Source organism: Constrictibacter sp. MBR-5 (assembly GCF_040549485.1).
Lineage (GTDB): Bacteria > Pseudomonadota > Alphaproteobacteria > JAJUGE01 > JAJUGE01 > Constrictibacter.
This window is the reverse complement of the sequence record NZ_JBEPTK010000001.1, coordinates 143,840-165,253: the sequence shown is the minus strand read 5'-3', so window position 1 is coordinate 165,253 and position 21,414 is coordinate 143,840. Positions and strand designations below refer to the sequence as shown.

At 68.6% G+C, this 21,414-nt stretch carries 23 protein-coding genes; 12 read left to right on the top strand and 11 right to left on the bottom strand.

The features are described 5' to 3' along the window. Nucleotides 1-4: 4 nt before the first annotated feature. The gene (locus tag ABIE65_RS00790) at nt 5-1,018 is read right to left on the bottom strand and encodes an AAA family ATPase (RefSeq protein ID WP_354074903.1); all 1,014 of its coding nucleotides are present in this window, start codon (nt 1,016-1,018) and stop codon (nt 5-7) included. Nucleotides 1,019-1,139: 121 nt separating this feature from the next. Here ABIE65_RS00790 and ABIE65_RS00785 point away from each other — a divergent pair, with 121 nt between their 5' ends. The 5 genes from ABIE65_RS00785 (at nt 1,140) to ABIE65_RS00765 (ending at nt 4,499) form a co-directional block, all read left to right on the top strand. Continuing rightward, the gene (locus ABIE65_RS00785) at nt 1,140-1,703 is read left to right on the top strand and encodes a DUF1285 domain-containing protein (protein WP_354074902.1); all 564 of its coding nucleotides are present in this window, start codon (nt 1,140-1,142) and stop codon (nt 1,701-1,703) included. Next, nucleotides 1,700-2,308: a CoA pyrophosphatase gene (locus tag ABIE65_RS00780; protein ID WP_354074901.1), complete on the top strand. Its 609-nt coding sequence runs from the start codon at nt 1,700-1,702 to the stop codon at nt 2,306-2,308. Before ABIE65_RS00785 ends, ABIE65_RS00780 begins: the two co-directional genes overlap by 4 nt. Next, nucleotides 2,305-2,562, top strand: a complete 258-nt coding sequence (locus tag ABIE65_RS00775) for a DUF6111 family protein (protein ID WP_354074900.1) — start codon at nt 2,305-2,307, stop codon at nt 2,560-2,562. The genes ABIE65_RS00780 and ABIE65_RS00775 overlap by 4 nt, the downstream gene beginning before the upstream one ends. A 3-nt stretch (nt 2,563-2,565) precedes the next feature. Continuing rightward, nucleotides 2,566-3,828 carry a CCA tRNA nucleotidyltransferase gene (locus ABIE65_RS00770; RefSeq protein ID WP_354074899.1) on the top strand — a complete coding sequence of 421 codons (1,263 nt, stop codon included), beginning with the start codon at nt 2,566-2,568 and terminating at the stop codon, nt 3,826-3,828. Between the two features lie 122 nt (nt 3,829-3,950). Continuing rightward, nucleotides 3,951-4,499, top strand: coding sequence for a hypothetical protein (locus ABIE65_RS00765; RefSeq protein ID WP_354074898.1), 549 nt, complete (start codon nt 3,951-3,953; stop codon nt 4,497-4,499). 13 nt (nt 4,500-4,512) lie between these two features. Here ABIE65_RS00765 and hemF read toward each other — a convergent pair whose 3' ends face one another. Together hemF and ABIE65_RS00755 are read right to left on the bottom strand one after the other, a co-directional pair. Continuing rightward, entirely contained in the window at nt 4,513-5,385 is an 873-nt protein-coding gene (gene hemF, locus ABIE65_RS00760; RefSeq protein WP_354074897.1) for an oxygen-dependent coproporphyrinogen oxidase, read from the bottom strand. Next, nucleotides 5,382-5,834, bottom strand: coding sequence for a tRNA (cytidine(34)-2'-O)-methyltransferase (locus ABIE65_RS00755; protein ID WP_354075684.1), 453 nt, complete (start codon nt 5,832-5,834; stop codon nt 5,382-5,384). Before ABIE65_RS00755 ends, hemF begins: the two co-directional genes overlap by 4 nt. A gap of 199 nt (nt 5,835-6,033) precedes the next feature. Between ABIE65_RS00755 and petA the strand changes: the two genes are divergently transcribed. The 4 genes from petA (at nt 6,034) to ABIE65_RS00735 (ending at nt 9,587) form a co-directional block, all read left to right on the top strand. Beyond that, entirely contained in the window at nt 6,034-6,582 is a 549-nt protein-coding gene (gene petA / locus ABIE65_RS00750) for a ubiquinol-cytochrome c reductase iron-sulfur subunit (protein WP_354074896.1), read from the top strand. Nucleotides 6,583-6,587: 5 nt separating this feature from the next. Further along, the gene (locus tag ABIE65_RS00745; protein ID WP_354074895.1) at nt 6,588-7,850 is read left to right on the top strand and encodes a cytochrome b; all 1,263 of its coding nucleotides are present in this window, start codon (nt 6,588-6,590) and stop codon (nt 7,848-7,850) included. Further along, nucleotides 7,850-8,632, top strand: coding sequence for a cytochrome c1 (locus ABIE65_RS00740; RefSeq protein WP_354074894.1), 783 nt, complete (start codon nt 7,850-7,852; stop codon nt 8,630-8,632). Before ABIE65_RS00745 ends, ABIE65_RS00740 begins: the two co-directional genes overlap by 1 nt. A 61-nt stretch (nt 8,633-8,693) precedes the next feature. Beyond that, entirely contained in the window at nt 8,694-9,587 is an 894-nt protein-coding gene (locus tag ABIE65_RS00735) for an S-methyl-5'-thioadenosine phosphorylase (RefSeq protein WP_354074893.1), read from the top strand. A 10-nt stretch (nt 9,588-9,597) separates the two neighbouring features. Here the strand turns inward: ABIE65_RS00735 and ABIE65_RS00730 are convergent, their stop codons facing one another. Both ABIE65_RS00730 and ABIE65_RS00725 read right to left on the bottom strand, forming a co-directional pair. Beyond that, nucleotides 9,598-10,866 (bottom strand): MFS transporter, encoded by a 1,269-nt coding sequence (locus tag ABIE65_RS00730; protein ID WP_354074892.1) that lies wholly within the window; start codon nt 10,864-10,866, stop codon nt 9,598-9,600. 19 nt (nt 10,867-10,885) lie between these two features. Next, nucleotides 10,886-11,725, bottom strand: coding sequence for a nitroreductase family protein (locus ABIE65_RS00725; protein WP_354074891.1), 840 nt, complete (start codon nt 11,723-11,725; stop codon nt 10,886-10,888). A gap of 159 nt (nt 11,726-11,884) precedes the next feature. On the opposite strand from ABIE65_RS00725, the gene ABIE65_RS00720 reads away from it, so the two are divergent. Beyond that, nucleotides 11,885-12,808 (top strand): aldo/keto reductase, encoded by a 924-nt coding sequence (locus ABIE65_RS00720; protein ID WP_354074890.1) that lies wholly within the window; start codon nt 11,885-11,887, stop codon nt 12,806-12,808. Continuing rightward, nucleotides 12,808-13,518 carry a DUF6064 family protein gene (locus tag ABIE65_RS00715; protein WP_354074889.1) on the top strand — a complete coding sequence of 237 codons (711 nt, stop codon included), beginning with the start codon at nt 12,808-12,810 and terminating at the stop codon, nt 13,516-13,518. The genes ABIE65_RS00720 and ABIE65_RS00715 overlap by 1 nt, the downstream gene beginning before the upstream one ends. Here ABIE65_RS00715 and ABIE65_RS00710 read toward each other — a convergent pair. The 6 genes from ABIE65_RS00710 to ABIE65_RS00685 all read right to left on the bottom strand — a co-directional run bounded on the left by ABIE65_RS00710 (nt 13,494) and on the right by ABIE65_RS00685 (nt 20,388). Then, nucleotides 13,494-14,675 carry a lytic murein transglycosylase gene (locus tag ABIE65_RS00710; protein ID WP_354074888.1) on the bottom strand — a complete coding sequence of 394 codons (1,182 nt, stop codon included), beginning with the start codon at nt 14,673-14,675 and terminating at the stop codon, nt 13,494-13,496. The two genes, ABIE65_RS00715 and ABIE65_RS00710, sit on opposite strands and share 25 nt — an antisense overlap. Before the next feature lie 38 nt (nt 14,676-14,713). Further along, nucleotides 14,714-15,172, bottom strand: coding sequence for a molybdenum cofactor biosynthesis protein MoaE (locus ABIE65_RS00705; RefSeq protein ID WP_354074887.1), 459 nt, complete (start codon nt 15,170-15,172; stop codon nt 14,714-14,716). Between the two features lie 4 nt (nt 15,173-15,176). Then, the gene (moaD, locus tag ABIE65_RS00700) at nt 15,177-15,428 is read right to left on the bottom strand and encodes a molybdopterin converting factor subunit 1 (RefSeq protein ID WP_354074886.1); all 252 of its coding nucleotides are present in this window, start codon (nt 15,426-15,428) and stop codon (nt 15,177-15,179) included. Continuing rightward, nucleotides 15,425-16,042, bottom strand: coding sequence for a CDP-diacylglycerol--glycerol-3-phosphate 3-phosphatidyltransferase (gene pgsA, locus ABIE65_RS00695; RefSeq protein WP_354074885.1), 618 nt, complete (start codon nt 16,040-16,042; stop codon nt 15,425-15,427). Before pgsA ends, moaD begins: the two co-directional genes overlap by 4 nt. A gap of 36 nt (nt 16,043-16,078) precedes the next feature. Next, nucleotides 16,079-18,127 carry an excinuclease ABC subunit UvrC gene (gene uvrC, locus ABIE65_RS00690; protein WP_354074884.1) on the bottom strand — a complete coding sequence of 683 codons (2,049 nt, stop codon included), beginning with the start codon at nt 18,125-18,127 and terminating at the stop codon, nt 16,079-16,081. Nucleotides 18,128-18,201: 74 nt separating this feature from the next. Then, nucleotides 18,202-20,388, bottom strand: a complete 2,187-nt coding sequence (locus tag ABIE65_RS00685; RefSeq protein WP_354074883.1) for an AMP-binding protein — start codon at nt 20,386-20,388, stop codon at nt 18,202-18,204. Between the two features lie 128 nt (nt 20,389-20,516). Between ABIE65_RS00685 and ABIE65_RS00680 the strand changes: the two genes are divergently transcribed. Then, nucleotides 20,517-21,314, top strand: coding sequence for an N-acyl homoserine lactonase family protein (locus ABIE65_RS00680; RefSeq protein WP_354074882.1), 798 nt, complete (start codon nt 20,517-20,519; stop codon nt 21,312-21,314). Nucleotides 21,315-21,414: the final 100 nt, after the last annotated feature.

Genomic DNA, 21,414 nt, shown 5'->3' with positions numbered 1-21,414 from the left:
CGCGTCAGGCCAGGGGCTCGCACAGCCGATCGATCACCGCGTCCACGGTCATGCCGTCGGCGCGCGCCGCGAAGGTCAGCGCCATGCGGTGGCGCAGGACGGGCCGGGCGAGGGCGAGCACGTCGTCGACCGACGGCGACAGCCGTCCGTCGAGCAGCGCGCGGGCGCGGGTGGCGAGCATCAGGGCCTGAGAGGCGCGGGGTCCGGGACCCCAGGCCACCGCGTCGTCGATACCGGGCAGTGAGCTCTCCCCGGGTCGGCCCGACCGAACCAGCCGCAGGATGGCGTCGAGGACGCCCTCGCCGACCGGAATGCGGCGCACGAGGCGCTGCGCTTCGAGCAGGTCCGTCGTGGTGAGAATGCGCTGCGGCGGCTGCTCCTCCAGGCCGGTCGTGGCGATCAGCATCTGACGCTCCGCCGCGAGGTCCGGGTAGACGACGTCCACTTCCATCAGGAAACGGTCGAGCTGCGCCTCTGGCAGTGGATAGGTGCCTTCCTGTTCCAGGGGGTTCTGGGTCGCGAGCACGTGGAACGGCTTGGGCAGCGGCCGATACTGCCCGGCTACCGAAACCCGCCGTTCCTGCATCGCCTGGAGCAGTGCCGATTGGGTGCGCGGGCTGGCGCGATTGATCTCGTCGGCCATCAGGAGCTGCGCGAAGACCGGGCCCTCCACGAAGCGGAAGCCGCGCCGGCCGTTCTCGGTCTCTTCTAGGATCTCCGATCCGAGGATATCCGCCGGCATGAGGTCCGGCGTGAACTGGACCCGCTTCTCGTCGAGGCCAAACACGGCGCCCAGCGTCTCGACCAGTCGAGTCTTGCCGAGCCCGGGCACGCCGATCAGCACGGCGTGTCCGCCGGACAGCAGGGTGACGATGGTCTGGTCGACCACCTCCTCCTGCCCGAATATGATGCTGCCGATCTCGGACCGTGCCCGAGCGAGGCGATCGCCGAGCGCCTCTATCTCCGCGGCGAGTGCCTCGCCGGTCGCGCTCCTGAGAACCGTGTCGCTGCCCAGCATCGGATGGCTTCCGTTCGAACCGTGACGGTGCGCCGTGAATTATATGTCCCGACCGGGCGGCGACCACCGGACGGCGTTCGGTTGAGTGTAACGTGAAATACGGCGAAAGCGGGACGGCCAAATGACGGAAACGCCAAACAACGACAGCGCGCCGGACACAGGATCGACGGCGGCCGCACCCGGCGCACGCCCTGTGCCGCCGCTCGTGCAGGGCGACATGCGGATCGCGCGCGACGGGACCTGGTACCACGAGGGCACGCCGTTCAAGCGCCTGCCCCTGGTCAAGCTCTTCTCGACCGTCCTGCGGCGGACCGAAGACGGCGGCTATATGCTGGCCACGCCGGTGGAGCGCGTCGCGGTCAAGGTGGAGGATGCACCGTTCGTCGCCGTGGAGATGGTCGAGGAAGGCGAGGGCGAGACGCGGTGCCTCCGGTTCCGCACGAACATCGACGAGTGGGTGACGCTCGACGAGGAGCACCCGCTGCGGGTCGAACTCGATCCGGCGACCGGCGAACCGTCTCCCTACATCCTCCTGCGAGAAGGGATCGAGGCGCTGGTGACGCGGGCGGTCTTCTACGACCTCGTGGAGCGCGCCGAGGAGCGGGAAGACGGGAAGGGCGAGACCATGCTCGGCGTCCGCAGCGCCGGCGGTTTCTTCCCGCTCGGAACGGCGCCGGCCGAATGACGCGTGACGAGATCGCGGCGAAGCTGAACGGCCAAGCGCCGGGCCGCCGCTCCTCCGCCGGCCGCAGCGACTTCGACCTCGACCCGGCGGGTCGTCCGAAGGGCGAGCGGACCCTGCGTTCCGCGGGTGTCCTGGTGCCGCTGATCGACCGGCCGGAGGGCCTCACGGTCCTGCTGACCCAGCGGACGGCACATCTCCAGAAGCACGCCGGGCAGATCAGCTTCCCCGGCGGCGGCCATGAACCGCAGGACCCCGATCTGGTGGCCACGGCGCTGCGCGAGACCGAGGAGGAGATCGGCCTGCCGCCGGAGCATGTGGCGGTGCTCGGCCGGCTCGATCTCTACGAGACGTCGACGGCATATGGCGTCGTGCCGGTGGTGGGATGGATCCAGCCGCCGTTTCCCTTGAAGATCGATCCGTTCGAGGTCGCCGACGTCTTCGAAGTGCCGCTCGACTTCGTGCTCGATCCCGCGAACCACCGGCGGGACAGTGCCGTTCGCGACGGCCGGAGTCGAAGCTTCTATGTGCTACCCTACCAGGACCGGTACATCTGGGGCGCGACGGCCGGCATGCTGGTCAACCTTTACGAGGTATTGCGCGCTTGATTCGAATCATTCTCCAGATCGTCGTTCCGCTGCTGCTCCCGACCGTGGCGTATGTGCTGTGGGCGCGTTATGCGCGACAGCACACGCTGGCGGATCTGCGGCGAGGCCCGTGGATCTGGCTCGTCGGCGCAGGCTTGGTCCTGGTGGCCGCCAGCGCCGCCGTATGGATCGCCGTTGAACACCAGCCGCCCGGATCGACCTACGTGCCGCCGCGCTTCGAGGACGGCAAGCTGGTCCCGGGCCACTTCCAGTAGACCATGCAGCATGCGGTCCCGCTCGCTCCCCAGCCCTGGATGCAGAGCGCGGCGACGCGGCGTCTTCTCGCTGCGCTGACCGCCGGTGGTGCCGAGGTGCGGTTCGTCGGGGGTTGCGTGCGCGATGCCATCGCCGGCAGGCCGGTCAGCGACATCGATCTGGCGACACCGGACCCGCCCGACCGGGTCGTCGACCTGCTGCATGCGGCCGACCTGCATGCGGTACCCACGGGGATCGCGCACGGGACAGTTACCGCTATCGTCGACGGCCATCCCTACGAGGTGACGACCCTGCGCCACGACGTCGAGACGTTCGGCCGGCATGCCCGCGTCGCCTTCACCGACGACTGGCAGGCCGACGCCGCCCGCCGCGACTTCACCATGAACGCGCTATCCTGCCGACCCGACGGCACTGTGTTCGATCCGTTCGGCGGCATTGACGACCTGCGCGCCGGCCGCGTCCGCTTCGTCGGCGATGCGCGCCGCAGGATCGCGGAGGACGTGCTGCGCCTGCTCCGCTTCTTCCGGTTCCATGCCTGGTACGGGAGGCCTCCGCCGGATGCCGAAGGCTTGGCGGCGTGCCGGGAGGCGGCGCCGATGCTGGCTGGCCTGTCGGCCGAGCGAGTGCGCCGCGAATTCCTGCGCCTGCTGCAAGCGCCCGATCCGATCCCCGCGCTTCGTGTCATGGACGAGGCGGGAATCCTCGTCCACCTTCTCCCGCAACCCTACTGCCTCGCGAGGCTGTCGGCGCTGGTCGATCTCGAGCGCGCCGGCGGCGAGACGGACGCCGTCCGACGGCTCGCGGCGCTCGTCGACATGGCGCCCGATGCCGTGGATGCATTCGCGCACCGGCTCAGGCTCTCGAACGGCGAGCGTCGCAGGTTGCTCGATGCCGCCCGCTTTCGTGCCGCGACAGGCGGGGAAGGGGCGCTCGGGGATGATGCCGCGGCGATGCGGCGGCGCCTCTACCGTGACGGCGCCGAGCGTTATCGCGACCTTGCCTATCTCGACGCGGCCGAGGGCGGTGAGGCCGCCCGGCTCCTCGCGCGGCGGCTCGAGGCGGCACGATCGTGGACGGCACCGCGCCTGCCGATCAACGGCCGCGACGCTGCCGAGGCGGGGGTGACCGCGGGGCCTGCGGTGGGGGCCGCGCTCCGTGGCGTCGAGACATGGTGGATGGAGCGTGATTTTCGCCCCGACCGGGAGGCGTGTCTCGCCGAGCTCCGGTCCATCGTCGCGCGCGGCGCCGCCGCCGCCGGCGGGTGACGGACGGCCTTGCGCCTCGTCGCGGTGCCGCCGACATGTCGGCACCAGCGCATGCGCCCACAGTCCGGGTACCGACCTTGAGAATCCACCGTCCGATCAGATCCGCACTGGCACTCACGTGCATGCTGGCCGCTGCCGCGGTCGCCGCGGGCGGAGCCGTGGTGGCGCAGGAAGCGTCTGCACCAGCCCTGGGCAGCGCGTCGCTCTCCGCCGTCGCCTATGCGGCAGCGCCCCGGCCGTCCTATGTCGAGGTGGTTCTGGCGGACGACAGCCCGGACAATGTCCGGCTCGCATGGGAGACGCACAACCTGCTGCAAAAGGCGGGATGGCTCGCCGACAAGGGGCCGACGCTCCGGCTGACCCTGGACACCTATACTATCGGTGCCGCAGGCACGGCCGAGCCGCCGCAGGGCGGCAAGACCAGGGACGGCAGGCGGGGGAGCGGCAAGCCCCCGGCTGGCACCGGCGCCGGCCAGCAGGAGGAACTGTACGTGCTCGGCGTCCTGGAGGGCGGACTGGTCGACGTCGCGTCTGGCCAGACGATCTGGGAGGGCCGCGCCGTCTATCGGATGAACAACGGCGATCTGCCGCTCGGGGCCGTTGCCTTGGCGCCGCTGTTCGTGGAAGCGCTCGGCCGCAACCTCAGCAACGAGCCGGTCCGCCTGGAGTAGGGTGATCGCCTCGTTACGGCCACTTCGCGACGGGCGGCATCGACATCAGGATGGCCTCGACATTCCCGCCGGTGCGCAGGCCGAACTGGGTGCCGCGATCGTAGAGCAGGTTGAACTCGACGTAGCGGCCGCGGCGGACGAGTTGGTGCTCGCGCTGAGCCTCGGTCCAGGGTTCCTCCATGCGGCGCCGGACGATGGCCGGATAGGCGACCAGAAACGCCTCTCCGACATCCCGGGTGAAGGCGAAGTCGGCGTCCCAGTCGCCATTGTCCAGCCAGTCGTAGAAGATCCCGCCCGCGCCGCGCGGTTCGCCCCGGTGCGGAAGATAGAAATACTCGTCGCACCACGCCTTGAACCGCGCGTAGTAGTCGGCACCGTGCCGGTCGCACGCCGCCTGGAGCGCGCCGTGCAGCATCGCCGCGCTATCGGGATCCTCGCTCATCGGCGTCAGGTCCGCGCCGCCGCCGAACCAGGCTTTGGTCGTCACGATGTGGCGGGTGTTCATGTGCACCGCCGGGACCAGCGGCGACCGCATGTGCGCGACCAGGGAGATGCCGCTCGCCCAGAAGCGCGGATCCTCGTCCGCCCCCGGGATCTGCTTGCGCATCTCTTCGGAGAAGGTGCCGTAGACGGTGGACACGTTGACGCCGACCTTCTCGAACACGCGGCCATGCATGATCGACATGACGCCGCCGCCGGCATCCGTCTCCGGGGCGGTCGGCGGCCGCTGCCAGGCGCGACGCTCGAATCGGCCGGGCGCCACGCCGCGGGCCTGCGCCTCGGACAGCTCGTCCTCGATCCTTTCGAACGCGCCGCAGATCCGGTCGCGCAGCGACTCGAACCAGGTGCGGGCAGTCGCTTTTCGGGATTCGATCTCTTCGCTCATGGGTCCTTCGGCAGCGCGCCTGTCTGTCGCAGGGCCTCACCCAATACCATCGCGGCGGCCAGCGCAACGTTGAGCGAACGTGCTCCCGGTGCCATCGGAATGCGCAGGCGCGCGTGCGCCGCCGCGTGCACCGCGGCCGGAACGCCGGCGCTCTCGCGCCCGAGGAGCAGGGTGTCCGCGGGATCGAACGAAAAGCTGTAGCAGTCCGCCGTTGCGGCCGTCGTGAGCAGCACCAGGCGCCCGCCGCGCGTGGCCTGGGCGATACGGAAATCCTCCCATGCGCGGTGCCGCGTCATGTTCGACAGCGCGATATAATCCATCCCGGCGCGGCGCAGCCGGCGGTCCTCCAGGATGAAGCCACACGGCTCGATGACGTCGATCGGCACGCCCATGCAGGCTCCGAGACGGAGGATCGTGCCGACGTTCTGCGGGATGTCCGGTTCGAGCAGGGCGATGCGCAGGGTCGACTCCGTCCGAAATGTGGCAGTCCGGGCATTTGCATCGCCGGACGTTTCGATTATACGTCTCGGCGGCCTGCGGGGCTGAGGTGCCGGACCCGGTTCCGCGTCAGCTTGCCGCATTGCCGCCGCCGGGTGGGGAAGCATTCTGGCCCGCTCGTCGTCCGGCACTCGACGATAAGGGGAATTCATGGCGCAAGCGGCACACACGGCGGGTCACTCAGACGGCGAGTCCCGCAGGGACTTTCTCTATCTGGCGACTGGCGCGGTGGGCGCCGTCGGCCTCGCGTCGGCGGTCTGGCCGTTCATCCATCAAATGAATCCGTCGGCCGACGTCCTCGCCCTATCGACGACGGACGTGGATCTGACGCCGATCCAGGTCGGTCAGGCGATCACGGTCGTCTGGCGTGGCAAGCCGGTCTTCGTTCGCCATCGTACTCCGAAGGAGATCGAGGAGGCGGAGACGGTCAACGTCAATGATCTCCCCGATCCGCAGGCGGATGCGGACCGCGTCGAGAAGCCGGAATGGCTCGTGGTCGTCGGTGTCTGCACGCATCTGGGATGCGTGCCGCTGGGCACCAAGGCCGGCGATCCCAAAGGCGACTATGACGGGTGGTTCTGCCCGTGCCACGGCTCGCACTACGACAGTTCGGGCCGCATTCGCAGGGGGCCTGCGCCGGCGAACCTCGCCGTACCTCAGTACTCCTTCATCGAAGACCAGAAGATACGGATCGGCTGACGCAGATGAGCTCTCCCGCCTTTCGCAACGGGCTCGTGAAGTGGGTGGACGACCGGCTTCCGGTCTTCACCTACATGCATCACGAACTGCATGAGTATCCGACTCCGAAGAACCTCAACTACATGTGGAACTTCGGGTCGCTCGCCGGCATCGTGCTGACCATCATGCTGGTCAGCGGCATCACGCTGGCGATGAACTACACCGCCCATGTGGACATGGCCTTCAACAGCGTCGAGCGCATCATGCGCGACGTGAACTATGGCTGGCTGATCCGCTACATCCACATGAACGGCGCGTCGTTCTTCTTCATCGTGGTGTACATCCACATCTTCCGTGGGCTGTACTACGGCTCCTATAAGCAGCCGCGCGAGTTGCTGTGGATCCTCGGCGTCGTCATCCTGCTGCTGATGATGGCGACGGCGTTCATGGGCTACGTGCTGCCGTGGGGCCAGATGAGCTTCTGGGGCGCCACCGTCATCACCAACCTGTTCTCGGCCATACCGCTGGTCGGCGAATCGATCGTGACGTGGCTCTGGGGCGGCTTCTCGGTCGCGAACCCGACGCTGAACCGCTTCTATGCGCTGCACTACCTGCTGCCCTTCGTGATCGTGGGCGTGGTGGTTCTGCACATCGTTGCGCTGCATACGCACGGGTCGAACAATCCCCTCGGCATCGACACCAAGGGCCCGCAGGACTCGATCCCCTTCCATCCCTACTACACGATCAAGGACCTCTTCGGCCTCGGCGTGTTCCTGATCGTGTTCTGCGCGTTCGTCTTCTTCGCGCCGAACTATCTCGGCCATCCGGACAACTACATCCCGGCCAACCCGCTGGTGACGCCGGCGCACATCGTGCCCGAATGGTACTTCCTGCCGTTCTACGCGATCCTCCGCGCGGTGCCCGACAAGCTCGGCGGTGTGCTCCTGATGTTCGCCGCGATCTTCGTCCTGGTCATCCTGCCCTGGCTTGATCGTTCGCCGGTGCGCAGCGCGCGCTTCCGGCCGGTCTACAAGTGGTTCTTCTGGCTGCTGCTGATCGACGTGTTCGTGCTGGGTTGGGCCGGCGGCAAGCCGGCGGAGGGCTGGTACATCGTCGTCGGTCGCCTCGCCACCGCGTACTACTTCCTGCACTTCCTGGTGATCGTGCCGCTCCTCGGCAAGATGGAGCGTCCGCGGCCCCTGCCAGCCAGCATCAGCGAGCCGGTGCTGCGCGGCGGCGGACGTGTCGCTGCTGGCGCCCCCTCTGCGCGACCGATGGAGAAGGCGTGATGTTCGGACGGTTCTTTAAGCGTCTGCGGGGAACGGCCCTCGCGGCGGGAATGACCGCCGTCGTCCTGCCGGGTGCCGCGTTCGCAGCCGGCGAGGCGGTGCATCCTCCGGCGGTCGACTGGTCGTTCAACGGGATCTTCGGCACGTTCGACCAGCCGAGCGTGCAGCGGGGCTTCCTGGTCTACAATCAGGTCTGCGCGGCGTGTCATGCGATGTCGCTGCTGTCGTACCGCAACCTGACGCAAGTCGGCGTCTCGGAAGCGGCGGCGGCGGAGATCGCGGCCAGCAAGATCGTCGTCGACGGACCCAACGACGACGGCGAGATGTTCGAACGTCCGGGCCGCCTGTCGGACCGCTTCGTGTCGCCGTTCCCGAACGAGAAGGCGGCACGTGCGGCGAACGGTGGGGCCTATCCGCCCGACCTGTCGCTGATCACCAAGGCCCGGGTCGGTGGCGCCGACTATGTGCACGGCATCCTGACCGGCTACGAGGAGCCGCCCGCGGGCATCACCGTGCCGCCGGGCATGTATTACAATCTGTACTTTCCGGGCCACATGATCGCCATGGCGCCGCCGCTGGCCGCCGGAAGCATCGAGTATCCGGATGGGACCGAAGCCACCGTCGAGCAGATGTCACTCGACGTATCGGCCTTCCTGGCCTTCGCGGCGGAGCCGAACCTCGAGGACCGCAAGCGCATGGGCGTCAAGGTCCTTCTGTTCCTGATCATCTTCACCGCGCTGCTCTATGCGGTGAAGCGGAAGGTCTGGGCGAACATCCACTGACCTGATCCGTCGGGGGCGTCGTTTGGACGACGCTCCCGACTCCCGACCGGAGGAGGCCTAGATGTCCGACGCGCAGCGGCCGACCGTTCTCGGCATCATCGGCGGCAGCGGTATCTACGACATCCCGGGCCTCCACGACGTCCGATGGGAGCGGGTGCACTCGCCCTTCGGCACCGCCTCCGACGAGTTGATGCACGCCGAGTTGGAAGGCCAGCGTCTGGTCTTCCTCCCCCGCCATGGCCGTGGGCACCGTCGCCCACCCACGGAACTGAACTATCGCGCCAACATCGACGTGATGAAGCGCTGCGGCGTCACCCAGATCCTGTCCCTCTCGGCGGTCGGCTCGCTCAAGGAGGAATTGCCTCCGGGGCGCTTCGTCATCGTCGACCAATTCATCGACCGCACCTTCGCCCGCGAGAAGAGCTTCTTCGGCACGGGGTGCGTGGCCCATGTTTCGGTGGCCGATCCCGTCTGCCGCCGCCTCGGTGACGCCCTGCAGGCGGCCGCATCCGAGCAGGGTATCGACGCGGTGCGGGGCGGGACGTACCTGGTCATGGAGGGCCCACAGTTTTCGACGCGGGCCGAATCCAACCTCTACCGGTCCTGGGGCTGCGACGTCATCGGCATGACGAACATGCCGGAGGCCAAGCTCGCCCGCGAGGCCGAGATCTGCTACGCGACCGTCGCGATGGTTACCGACTATGACTGCTGGCATCCGGACCACGACCATGTGACGGTCGAGGCGGTGGTGAAGGTTCTTCTCGGCAATGCCGATACCGCACGCTCGCTGGTGCGGGCTGTCGTACCGAAGCTGGGCGCCCACTCCGGGCCGTGCTCCGCCGGCTGCCACCACGCCCTCGACAACGCGATCATCACGCCGCCGGAGATGCGCGATCCCGAGACGATGGCGCGGCTCGATGCGGTCGCGGGCAGGGTGCTGGGCTACCGGCGCTGAGCGCGAGGTGTCATCCCTCCTTTTCCGTCGCCTCCAGCATCCCGGCCAGTGATTCCCGTCGCGTGATCGCCCAGGCCCAGACGGCGATACAGAGCACGGCACCGACGGCCACCGGTGCCCGCAGGCCGACGAAGTCGGATGCGGCCCCCATGACGATGGCGCCGAGCGCGGGCCCGGCACGGAAGCTCAAGCCGTAGATGCTGAGCGTCCGGCCCAGCATGGCCGGATCGCAGGCGTGCTGGATCAGGCTCTGCGTGGTGACCCCATGCACCACCATGCCGAAGCCCGCCACGACTAGGCTGGCGGCGCCGATCCAGAAGACGTCCGTCGCGCAGAAGCCGAGGAGGCCCAGAGACAGCAGCAGCGTGCTGGTGATGGAGATGCCGGTCTGGCCACCCAGGCGTCCGCGCTGGCCGAGCCAGATGCCGCCGATCATGGCACCCAGGCCGGTGGCGGAGGTCAGAATCGCCAGGCCGTCTGCACCGTGGCCGAAGACCGCGTCCGCGAAGCCGGGCAGCAGCTCGGCGAAGGGGCGCGCGAAGACGGACCCGGCGACGAGGACCAGGAGCAGCGGACCGATCGCCGGGTGGCGGAAGACGTAGGCGAAGCCCTCGGTGATCTCGCGCCACATCGACACGGTGGACTGCTTGCTGGGGACCGGCGGCAGCCGCAGCAGCGATATCGAGAAGAGGAAGATCAGGATCGTCGCCGCCTTCACCATGAAGGTCCAGCCGACTCCGACCCACACGATCAAACCACCGGCGATCGCCGGGCCGACGAACCGGGCGCCGTTCCACATGATCGAGTTGATCGCGACGGCGGCAGAGATGTCTTCGCGCCGAACAAGAACGGCGATCAGCGACAGCCGGGACGGCTGGTTGAAGGCCGTCACGATGCCGAAGACGAGGGTCAGGAGGAACAGGATCTCCGGCGTGATGCTGTCCGCGAGGGTGAGCCCACCCAGAACGAACGCCTGAATGCCCAGCAAGATCTGGCAGATGCGCGTCAGATTGATTTTGTCGACGCGGTCCGCGACCGCGCCGCCCAGGGGACCGGCGAAGATCGACGGCAGGAACTCGGCCGAGGCCATCAGCCCGAGCCATGCACCGGACTTGGTGAGTTCCCAAGTGAGCCAGCCGACGGCGACGCGCTGGATCCAGGTGCCGATCAGCGAGAAGACGTTGCCCGTCGTCCAGATGCGGAAGTTGCGGTTGGAGAAGGCGCGGCCGATCCCGCCGGATCGCGAGAAAAGAGCCCGCACCGCCGCAGTGCCGATCATACGCGGCTCAACGTGTGGGTCACTCCAGCCCTATCCCCTGGCGCCGGACGAACGGACCCAGATTGTCCCGCTCGGTGTGCGAGACCTGCCGGGCCTTGTCCTCGGACCAGCCGTAGGCGGGCGAGGTTCCGTAGAGGTCGCGGTCGCGCTGCTTCTCGGGCGGGGTCGGGTTGCGCGCCTCGCGCCGGCGGTCGTAGCCGTCGACCTCCTCCTCGAGCCGGGAGTCGTCGTAGCGGTCGGTATGGACCGATAGCGACAGTGGCAGCCGCGCGCTGATGAAGCCCTCGCGGTCGGGCCAGCCGAGGCACAGGCCGGCGACCGGAAAAACCCATTTCGGCATCTCCAGGAGGTCGGCCAGTGCCTGGGCATGGTTGCGCACGGCACTGATGCAGCAGGAGCCGAGCCCGGCCGCCTCGGCGGCGAGGATGAAGGTCTGCATCGCCAGCGCACAGTCGGCCGTCGCGTTCAGGAAGCTGTCCAGATGATCGTTGCCGAACGGCTTGCCGCGCAGGTCGCAGATCCGTCGGATGCGCCGGCTGTCGCCGATCCACACCATGAAGACGGGGGCCTGCGCGATCCAGGGCATGTCCGGGATCCAGCCCGCGATGGTGGCACGCTTGGCCGGATCACGGACCAGGATGACGCCCGACTGCTGCAGGTCGGACTTGGCGCTGGCGGAGAAGGCGCAGGCGAGCAGGGTCTGGAGGAGGGGCTCGGGGACGGGCCGGTCGGCATAGCGCCGGTGGGTACGCCGCGCGAGCACGCGCGCCAGCGTCTCTTCGCCCGGCACGTCCGAGCCGGGGTCGATCCGCACACCGAAGCGGTCCTCGATCAGATCGGCGATGCTGGCGTTCGGCATGCGGCGTTCCCGGTGGCTGGCGTTGGCTCTCGGCGCTTAGTCGTACCCCCGGCCGCGCCGCGCGGCAATCCAGGGCATGTCGCGCGGCGTAACGCCGAAAGGGACCCGGTCCGCCGACGCCGCGTTGAATGACCGGGGCCGCCGTCGAAGGGAGATATTATGACGCGATCGGTTACGCGGCGGACCGTTCTGTGCGGCGGAGCCGCTCTCGCCGGGGCGGGGCTGTTGCCCCTGCCGGCGCTCCATGCCGCGCCGGCGCCCCTGATGCGCACGATCCCGTCGAGCGGCGAGAAAGTGCCTGCGGTAGGGCTGGGCACCTGGATCACCTTCAACGTCGGCAGCGATCCGCGGCTGCGCGACGAGAGCGCCGCGGTCATGGCGGCGTTCTTCGGAGCGGGCGGGACGATGATCGATTCGTCGCCGATGTACGGGGCGTCCCAGGACGTCGTCGGCTTCGGGCTGGAGAAGCTGGGGGCGAGGGAGCAGGTGTTTTCCGCCGACAAGGTCTGGACCTCGGAAGGCGACCGGGGGACCGAGCAGATCGCGCGCTCGGCGCGGCGGTGGGGCGTTCCGCGCTTCGACCTGATGCAGGTGCATAACCTGCTCGCGTGGCGCGAGCATCTGGAGACGCTGGCCGCGATGAAGGCGGCCGGAGAGGTCCGCTACGTCGGCATCACCACGTCCGAGAACCGGCGCCACGACCTGTTCGAGGAGGTGATGCGGACACGGCCGCTCGACTTCGTCCAGGTCACCTACAACGTCCTCGATCGCGAGGTGGAGCAGCGCATCCTGCCGATGGCGCAGGAGCGGGGAATCGCGGTGATCGTCAACAGGCCGTTCCGCCAGGGCAGCCTGACCGACCGGCTGGCGCGGGAACCGCTGCCCGACTGGGCCGCCGAGATCGGTGCGAAGAGCTGGGCGCAGATCATCCTGAAGTTCATTCAGTCCCATCCGGCGGTGACCGTCGCGATTCCGGCCACCACGCGCGTCGATCATGTCCGCGAGAACGTTGCCGCGGCGTCGGACCCGCTGCCGGACGCGGCGATGCGGGAACGCATGTCAGCCTACGTGCGTGACCTCTGATGGCCGACTGGTCGAGCTACAGCCTGGAAGACTTCGTCCTCTTCTCGCCCCGCGTCTATTGGCGGATGTTCGAGTTGCAGAATGCGGCGGCGTGGCCAGCGCTGCTCGCCGGCGTGGCGGCGCTGATCCTGATGGCGGGGGCCCTCAGTCGTCCGTCGCGGGCGCTGCGTCTGGCCGCTTTCGTGGCGCTCGGCGCCGTCTGGGTCTGGGTGGGGCTGAGCTTCCTCGGCGGACGGTACGCCGCGATCAACTGGGCCGTCGCCTACGTTGTGCCGTTCTTCGCGGTGCAGGGCCTGCTGCTGTTCGCGGCAGGATTCGCCGGTCGGGCTTGGCTCGACCTGCCCGGTCCGACGCTCCGGACGGGGTGCGGGCTGCTCCTGATCGTCTACGCCGTCGCCCTGCACCCCTTCGTGGCGCCGCTGGCGGGGCGGCCGTGGCAGGCGGCGGAGCTGTTCGGCATCGCACCCGATCCCACCGCGATGGCGACGATCGGGTTTGCGGTCCTCACCATCCCGGCCGCCGGGGCGTGGGTCGTATGCGCGATCCCCCTGCTCTGGTGCCTGGCGAGCGCGCTCACGCTCTATGCGCTGGATGTCCCGGAGGCGGCGATCCCGCTCGCCGCAGCGGTGGTCGGCATTCTGGGCTGCAGCGTGCCCTACGGGGTGCCGCGCTATCGCTCCTCCAGCTATCGGCCGCCCAGCGCGCGATAGATCTTCTGGCCGGCCCGGCCGGTCGGCTCCATGCCGAAACGCCGCTCCGCCTCGGCGATCCCGGCGCGCGAGGCGGGGCCGATCTTGCCGTCCGCCTCGCCGATGTCGTAGCCGGCGGCGAGCAGCAGCTTCTGCAGTTCGAGGCGCTGGGCGCGCGACAGGCCGGGGTCGTCCGTCGGCCAGGCCGTACGGAACGGCGGCAGTCCCATCAGCCGGTCGGCGAGATGCGAGATCGCCAGCGCATAGGATTCGGCGTGGTTGTACTGATAGATCGCATCGAAATTGCGGGTCACGAGGAAGGCCGGACCCGCCGCGCCCGCCGGCAGCAGCAGGCCGGCTGGCGTTCCGCCCGACAGCGACGCGCCGTCGGCCCGAACGATGCCGTACCGTGCCCAATCGGCGATCGGCATCTTGTCGCCGCGTCCCTCCGGCCCGGAATAGCCGCCGGGGACGCGGACCTCGATCAGCCAGGGCTCGCCGCTGCGCCAGCCGGCGCGCTTCAGGTAGTTCGCCGTAGAGGCGAGCGCGTCGGGCACCGAGGAGACCAGATCGCGCCGGCCGTCGCCGTCGAAATCGACCGCCAGGCGCTGATAGGTCGACGGAATGAACTGCGTCTGGCCGAAGGCCCCGGCCCACGAGCCATAGAGTTCGTCGAGCCTCAGATCGCCGTTCTGCACCAGCTTGAGCGCGGCGAGCAGTTCGCCGCGCCAGAAGTCTGTGCGCCGATCGCTGGCGCAGGTGAGGGTGGCCAGCGCGTGCGGCAGGAAGTTCCGGCCGGTCTCGCGCCCATAGTCGGTCTCCACGCCCCATACCGCGGCGACGACGTGGCGGTCGACGCCGTAGCTCCGCTCCACGCGGCGCAGCACGTCGTCGTAGCGCTGCATCATCGCGCGACCGTCGGCGACGCGCTGCTCATCCACGAGGAAGCCGAGATAGTCCCAGATCGGCGTCTTGAACTCCGGCTGCACCTGGGAGACGCGCAGGATGTCCTCGTTCGGTGCGTCGATGTTCAGTGCGTCGGAGAGGATGCCGCTGCTGATCCCGGCGCTCGCGGCCGACGCCCGGAGGCCGTCGACGCAGGCGGAGAAGCTCTGCGCACCGGCGGCGGTGGACATGAGGGCGGCAGCGGCGGCGAAGACGAACGCGGTCGTCCGCATGAGCAATGCTCCGTCCGGGAAACGGCATGGGGGAAGGATCAGCCGGCGGATTGCCAGCGGGCGGCGGCCGCGTCGTCGGCTTCGCGGGCGTCGACCCAGCGTTCGCCCTCCGGCGTCTCCTCAAGCTTCCAGAATGGCGCCTTCGTCTTCAGCCAGTCGATGAGGAAGGCGCAGCTGTCGAGCGCCGCCTGACGGTGCGGCGACGCGGTGGCGACCAGCACGATCGGCTCGCCCGGCTCCAGGCGGCCGTAGCGGTGGACGATCAGGCTGGCGTCGAGCGTCCAGCGCCGGTTGGCTTCGGCCTCGATCCGCTCCAGTTCGCGCTCGGTCATGCCGGGATAGTGCTCGAGCGTCATGGCTTTCACGGCAGTGCCGTCGCCGAGCATATCGCGCACGAGTCCCAGAAAGCAGGCGACGCCGCCGATGCCGTGATTGCCGGCCGATAGGCGCGCCAGTTCGACGCCGGTGTCGAATGCCTCGCGCTGGACACGGATCATGGCGTCAGCCCCCCGTGACGGGCGGAAAGAGCGCGACTTCGTCGCCGGCCCGCACCGGATGGTCCAGGCCCACATGCTCCTGATTCACGGCGACGCGCACGACCTTGCGGTTCGCCAGCGCGTCGGCATGACCTGGGCTGCGGCTCGCGAGCCAGTCGACGAGCGCGCCCGCGGTCGCGACTTCGGCGGGCGGCGAGACATCCTCCTCGCCGATACCCGTCTTCGTGCGTAGCCACGCGAAATAGAGGACCTTCATCGCTGTCCAGCTCCCTCGGCCGCCGGCCGCGGCACGCCGCCCGACGGCGGCGGTTCGGCACCCGGGGTCACGTAGCGTGCAGAAGCGCGGAGATAGTCCCAACCGGTGATCAGTGTGAGGATCGCCGCGGTCCAGAGCCCGATGTCGCCGATCGTCTCGACGGGGAGCCAGACCGGCCCCGAATTGCCGACGATCAGGAAGCCGAGGGCGACCATCTGGATCGTCGTCTTCCACTTGGCGAGACGGCTGACCGGGAGGCTGACCTGCAGGCTCGCGAGGAACTCGCGCAGCCCCGAGACCAGGATCTCGCGGCAAAGGATGATGAGGGCAGGGATGACCGACAGACCGGAGATACGCCCGAACGCGACCAGCATCAGGATCACCGCCGCGACCAGCAGCTTGTCCGCCACGGGATCAAGGAAGCGGCCGAAAGCCGACTGCTCGCGCCAGACGCGGGCGAAATAACCGTCGAGATAGTCTGTGATCGCCGCCATCGAGAAGAGGAGGCAGGCCAGCCACTGCCATTCCCGTCCCTCGACGTAGAAGAGGGCCACGATCACGGGGATCGCCACCACGCGCGAAATGGTGAGCAGGTTGGGGATGCTCGTGATCATGGCCTGCCTCGGCCCTCGGCTGGGAGAGGGCGCATCTTATCCCTGCGGATGAAAGTGGTCATAAACCTTTTTCGCGACAGAGCTGCTAATCCCGGGAACGGCTTCCAGATCGGTCAGTCCCGCCCGCGACACGCCTTTCGCCGAGCCGAAATGATGCAGCAGCGCGCGCTTGCGCGCCGCGCCGATTCCGGCGATCTCGTCCAGAGTGGACTGGCCGATGGCCTTCGTCCGCCGGGCGCGGTGCGTCCCGATGGCGAAGCGGTGCGCCTCGTCGCGCAGCCGCTGGAGAAAGTAGAGGGTCGGATCGTTCGGCGGCAGCATGAACGGCTCGCGCCCAGCGATGAAAAAACGCTCGCGACCGGCATCCCGGTCGGGGCCCTTGGCAATCGCGACGAGGGCGAGATCGGCGATGCCGAGTTCCTCGAACACCTTACGTGCGGCGTTCAACTGACCCAGGCCGCCGTCGATGAGGACCAGGTCGGGCCATGAGCCGCCGCTACGGTCCGGATCTTCCTTCAACGCCCGCGCGAAGCGGCGGTTCAGCACCTCGCGCATCATGCCGTAGTCGTCGCCGGGCGTGATCTCGCCCGGCTCCAGGTTCGCGGCCGTGCCGGCCGAGCGGATGTTGAATTTGCGGTAGGCGCCCTTCATCAGTCCTTCCGGACCGGCGACGATCATGCCGCCGACAGCCATGGTGCCGCCGATGTGGCTGTTGTCGTAGACCTCGATGCGCTGGGGGGGCGCCCCGAGGCCGAAGGCATCGGCTACGCCCGCCAGCAGTCTGGCCTGGCCTGCGCTCTCGGCCACGCGCCGACCGAGCGCCTCGCGCGCATTGAGTTCGGCCCGCTCGATGAGCTTGCGCTTATGCCCGCGCTGCGGCCGCTCGATTCTGACCGCATGACCGGCCTGCAGCGCCAACGCTTCGGTCAGCAGCTCGATTTCGGCGACGGGGTGGGAGATCAGGACCAGCCGGGGCGGCGGCCGGTCGCTGTAGAACTGGCCGACGAAGCCGGCGAGAACCTCGTCCGGCTCCAGGTTCTGGACATGCGTCGGAAAATAGGCGTGATTACCGAAATTCTGTCCGCCGCGGAAGAAGAACACCTGCACGCAGGCCTGCCCGCCCTCCTGGTGGAGCGCGACGACATCGGCGTCGCCGAGGCCCTCGACGTTGATCTCCTGATGGGACTGGACGTGGGCCAGGGCGCGGATGCGATCGCGGTAGAGGGCCGCGCTCTCGAAATCCATCGCCTCGCTGGCCGCCTGCATCTCGTCCGACAGGGTCTGTTGGATCGTCTGGCTTTCGCCCTTGAGGAAGCCGTGCGCCTGATCGACCAGCCCCGCATAATCCTCGCGGGAGATGCGCCCGACGCAGGGTGCCGAGCAGCGCTTGATCTGGTGCAGCAGGCAGGGCCGCGTCCGTGCGTTGAAGATCGCATCGGAGCAGGATCGGAGGAGAAAGGCTCGCTGGAGGGCCGTCAGCGTCCGATTCACGGCGCCGGCGGAGGCGAAGGGGCCGAAATAGTCGCCCTTGGCCGTCCGTGCACCGCGGTGCTTGGTGACCTGCGGCCAGTCGGTGTCGCCGGTGAGGAGGATGTGCGGAAACGACTTGTCGTCGCGCAGCAGCACGTTGTAGCGAGGCTTGAGCCGCTTGATCAGGTTGATCTCGAGCAGCAGCGCCTCGACCTCGGTGTGCGTCTGGACGATCTCCAGGGCGGCGGTCTCGGCCACCATGCGGCGGAGGCGGTTGGGCAACCGCTCCGGGTGGGTGTAGGCGACGACGCGCTTCCGCAGCGACGCGGCCTTGCCGACATAGAGAACGGTTCCGCGGGCGTCCGACATGCGATAGACGCCAGGGCCCATCGGCAGGTGGCGGATCTGCGCGCGCAGAAGCTCGACGCCCGACGCCAGCGGCCTGTCCGGATCGCCGCGGGGCAGGGCGGGCGCGAGGACGGTGGCCGCCACGCTGCCGGCGATACCCGCGGCGCGCCGGGCGGCGGAGGTCGTCGCCTGCGCGTCGTGCGGCGATACCGTTTCGGTGGATCCCCGAACGGCGGATGCCGGCGCTGCCGTCTGCTCCTCTCCCATGCCGCCTATGTGCGGGTCGGTGCGACGCGCGTCAACGGCCGGCAAGCCTGTGCGCGCCGCCTTCGGACCCGGTTTCAGGCCGCAGCATCCACCCCGAGCGCCTCGGCAGCGAGACGGGTGACGGCCGGATAGTCGGTCTTGCCCGTTCCGAGCAGCGGCAGTTTCTCGACCGGCACGATGTCGCGGGGTACGGCGAGGTCGGGTGCGTGGATCTGTCGGGCCGCCTGGACCAGGGCGTTGCGGTCGAGGTGCTGGCTCGTGGTCACCAGGACGATCCGTTCGCCGCGGCGCGGATCGGGCAGGCTGATCGCCGCGTGGGCGCCTTCCGGGTCTGCGGCGCGGCCGACATCCTCGACGGTCCCGAGGGCGATCATCTCGCCCGCGAGCTTGGCGAAGCGTTTGGCGCGGCCGACGATCCGGATGAACCCCTCGGCGTCGATCTCGACGATATCGCCGGTGTCGTGCCAGCCGCCCTCGGGGGGCCGGATGACGCCGGGCCTTTCGGAGAACATGTAGCCGAGCATCACGTTCGGCCCGCGCACGCGAAGGCGACCGCCTGCTTCGATGCCCTCGACCGGCACCAGTTCCGTCTCCATGCCGGGCAGGGGCTTGCCGACCGTGCCGCGGCGATGCCGGGCGGGGGTATTCACGGCGATCACCGGCGACGTCTCGGTCGTGCCGTATCCTTCCAGGACGTGGGTCCGCAACCTTTCCGCGTAGGTGGCGTGCGTTTCCTCGCGCACCCGCTCAGCGCCGGCCACGATCATGCGGACCGAGCGAAAATCGTAGGGGTCGGCGACCTTGGCCCATGCGGACAGGAAGAAGTCCGTGCCGAAGATGACCGTGCAATCGGTGTGGTAGAGCAGTTCCGGCACCATGCGGATGTGCCGCGGGTTGGGGTAGAGCACGCTCTGCACGCCGCGCAGCACCGGCAGCAGAACGCCGCCCGTGAGCCCGAAGGAATGGAACATCGGCAGGCAGTTGAAGACCTTGTCGCTGCGGTTGAAGTCGACGGCCGACGCGATCTGCGCGATGTTGGAGAGGAGATTGGCGTGGCTGAGGGCGACCCCTTTCGGCGGTCCCTCGGAACCGGACGTGAACAGGATCGCCGCGACGTCGTGGTGTTCGCCGCGCCTCGGCAGAACGGCTTGCGGAGCGACGAGGGCGATCAGCCCCCGAAGCTTGTCGGCCGTGCCGATCGCCGCGCGGACATCCTCCAGGTAGATGAGGCGACAATCTTCGGCCAGGGCCTCGACCAGATGGTTCAGTCGGCCCTTCTCGACGAACTCGCGCGACGTCACGACGATGCGCACCTGCGCCGCGCGGCAGGCACCGCGCAGCGACTCGGCGCCCGCGGTGAAGTTCAGCATCGCGGCCGGCCGTCCGTGCGCGACGATACCGAAGAAGACGCCGGCGGTGACCGAGGCGGTGGGCAGCAGTAGCGCCACCGGCTCGCCAGGCGTCGTGTCGCGGGTCAGGATGTCGCCCAGCACCGCGGCGCGCGCCACCAGGGCGCGGTAGGAGACGGGCGGCGCGATCCCATCGCGCACGGCGTCCTGCCCCGCACCGGTCTGCCGACGCGATTCGAGCAGCGCATGGGTGATCGTCTTCGGTGGCTCGTAGGCGGCGAAGGTGGCCTGGACCATCTGGTCGGTCAGCCAGTTCTTCAGCACCGCCCGGCGCTTCTTGCCGAACAGGCCCTCGACCGTGGGTGTCGGCCGCGGCGGCATTACGGTGACCGTGATGCGCGGGAACAGGGCGAGCGGCAATCGCCCGCGCATGCGCGACAGGAAGGTCCGCTGGGCTCCCTCGATGATGATCGGCACGACCGGACACTGGGCCTTGTCGGCCAGCATGCCCGGGCCGCCGGTAATCTTCATTAGGCCACCGGTGACCGTAATGCGGCCCTCGGGGAAGACGCAGACCTTGTCGCCGTCCGCCAGGGCACGCGCAAGGACACGGGCACCGAACGGATTGGTCGGGTCGATCGGGACCGTGTTGGCGAGGCGCAGGAAGGGCCGGATGATCCGGCGCTGCGCGATGTGCGTGTCGATCGCGAACCGCATCTCCGGCAGAAAGACCGCGAGCAGGGCCGCATCCAGAAAGGACTGATGGTTCGGCGTGATCATCGCCGGGCCTTTGAGTCCGCGCAGATGCTCCACCCCGCGCACCCTGGCCCGGAAGGCGATACGGAAGAATGCGCGTCCCGCAGCCAGAACGGCGTCGCGCAGCTTCGATGAGGTCGGGTTCGGGCTGTTCATCGGCCTAAGGTCGGTGTGGAGGCACGGGCGGTCAACGTACGACGGGCGCGGACGTTCATCGGATCCATCGCACCGCGCGTTCGACCATGTGTAAGATCGCTGGGCAAAGAAAATAAGGGGAGGATGCCGTGAGTGCCGAGTACGAAGTCTTCGCCGTCAAGTACGGCGCGCATACCGGACGCCCGATGAACATCAATTTCATCGACGGCGACCCGCACGATACCTCCGGCGCGATCGCCTATTACGTCTGGCTGATCCGCGGGCACGGCCGGACGGTGCTCGTCGACACCGGCATGACCAAGGAAGCTGCCGCCTCGCGCGGGCGGACCCTCGACCGACTGCCCCGCGAGGGGCTCGAAGGGCTCGGCGTCAGCCCCCGCGAGGTGCAGGACGTGGTCGTGACGCACCTGCATTTCGACCATGCCGGCACGCTCGGCGATTGGGAGAACGCCCGCTTCCACCTGCAGGACGAGGAGATGGACTGCGCCACGGGCCGGCTCATGTGCCACGAGCGCCTGCGCCATCCCTACGACGTCGAGGACGTCTGTACGATGGTGCGCAAGGTCTACAAGGACGAGGTGTGCTTCCATTGCGGCGACGCGGAGATCGCGCCGGGCATCAGCGTCCACCATATCGGCGGCCATGCGAAGGGCCTGATGTCGGTGCGCGTGAACACCCGGCGCGGCCACGTCGTCCTCGCCTCCGACGCGGCGCATCTCTATGCCAACATGGAGCAGCAGCGCCCCTTCCCGATCCTCTACAATCTCGGCGACATGCTGGAGGGCTGGAAGAAGCTGCACCGGCTCGCCGATTCGCCGCGGCACATCGTCCCTGGTCACGACCCGCTGGTCATGCAGCGCTACGAGGCGGCGCAGAACGGCATGGAGGATCTCGCCGTCAGGCTGGATCAGCCGCCCAAGGAATAGCCGGCGAACGAAGCCTGACCGGCCGCCGCGTCTCCGACGCACACGTGACGCGGGGGACGATCCCGCGCACACTGCGGCCGATTGGCAATCCAGGAGATGT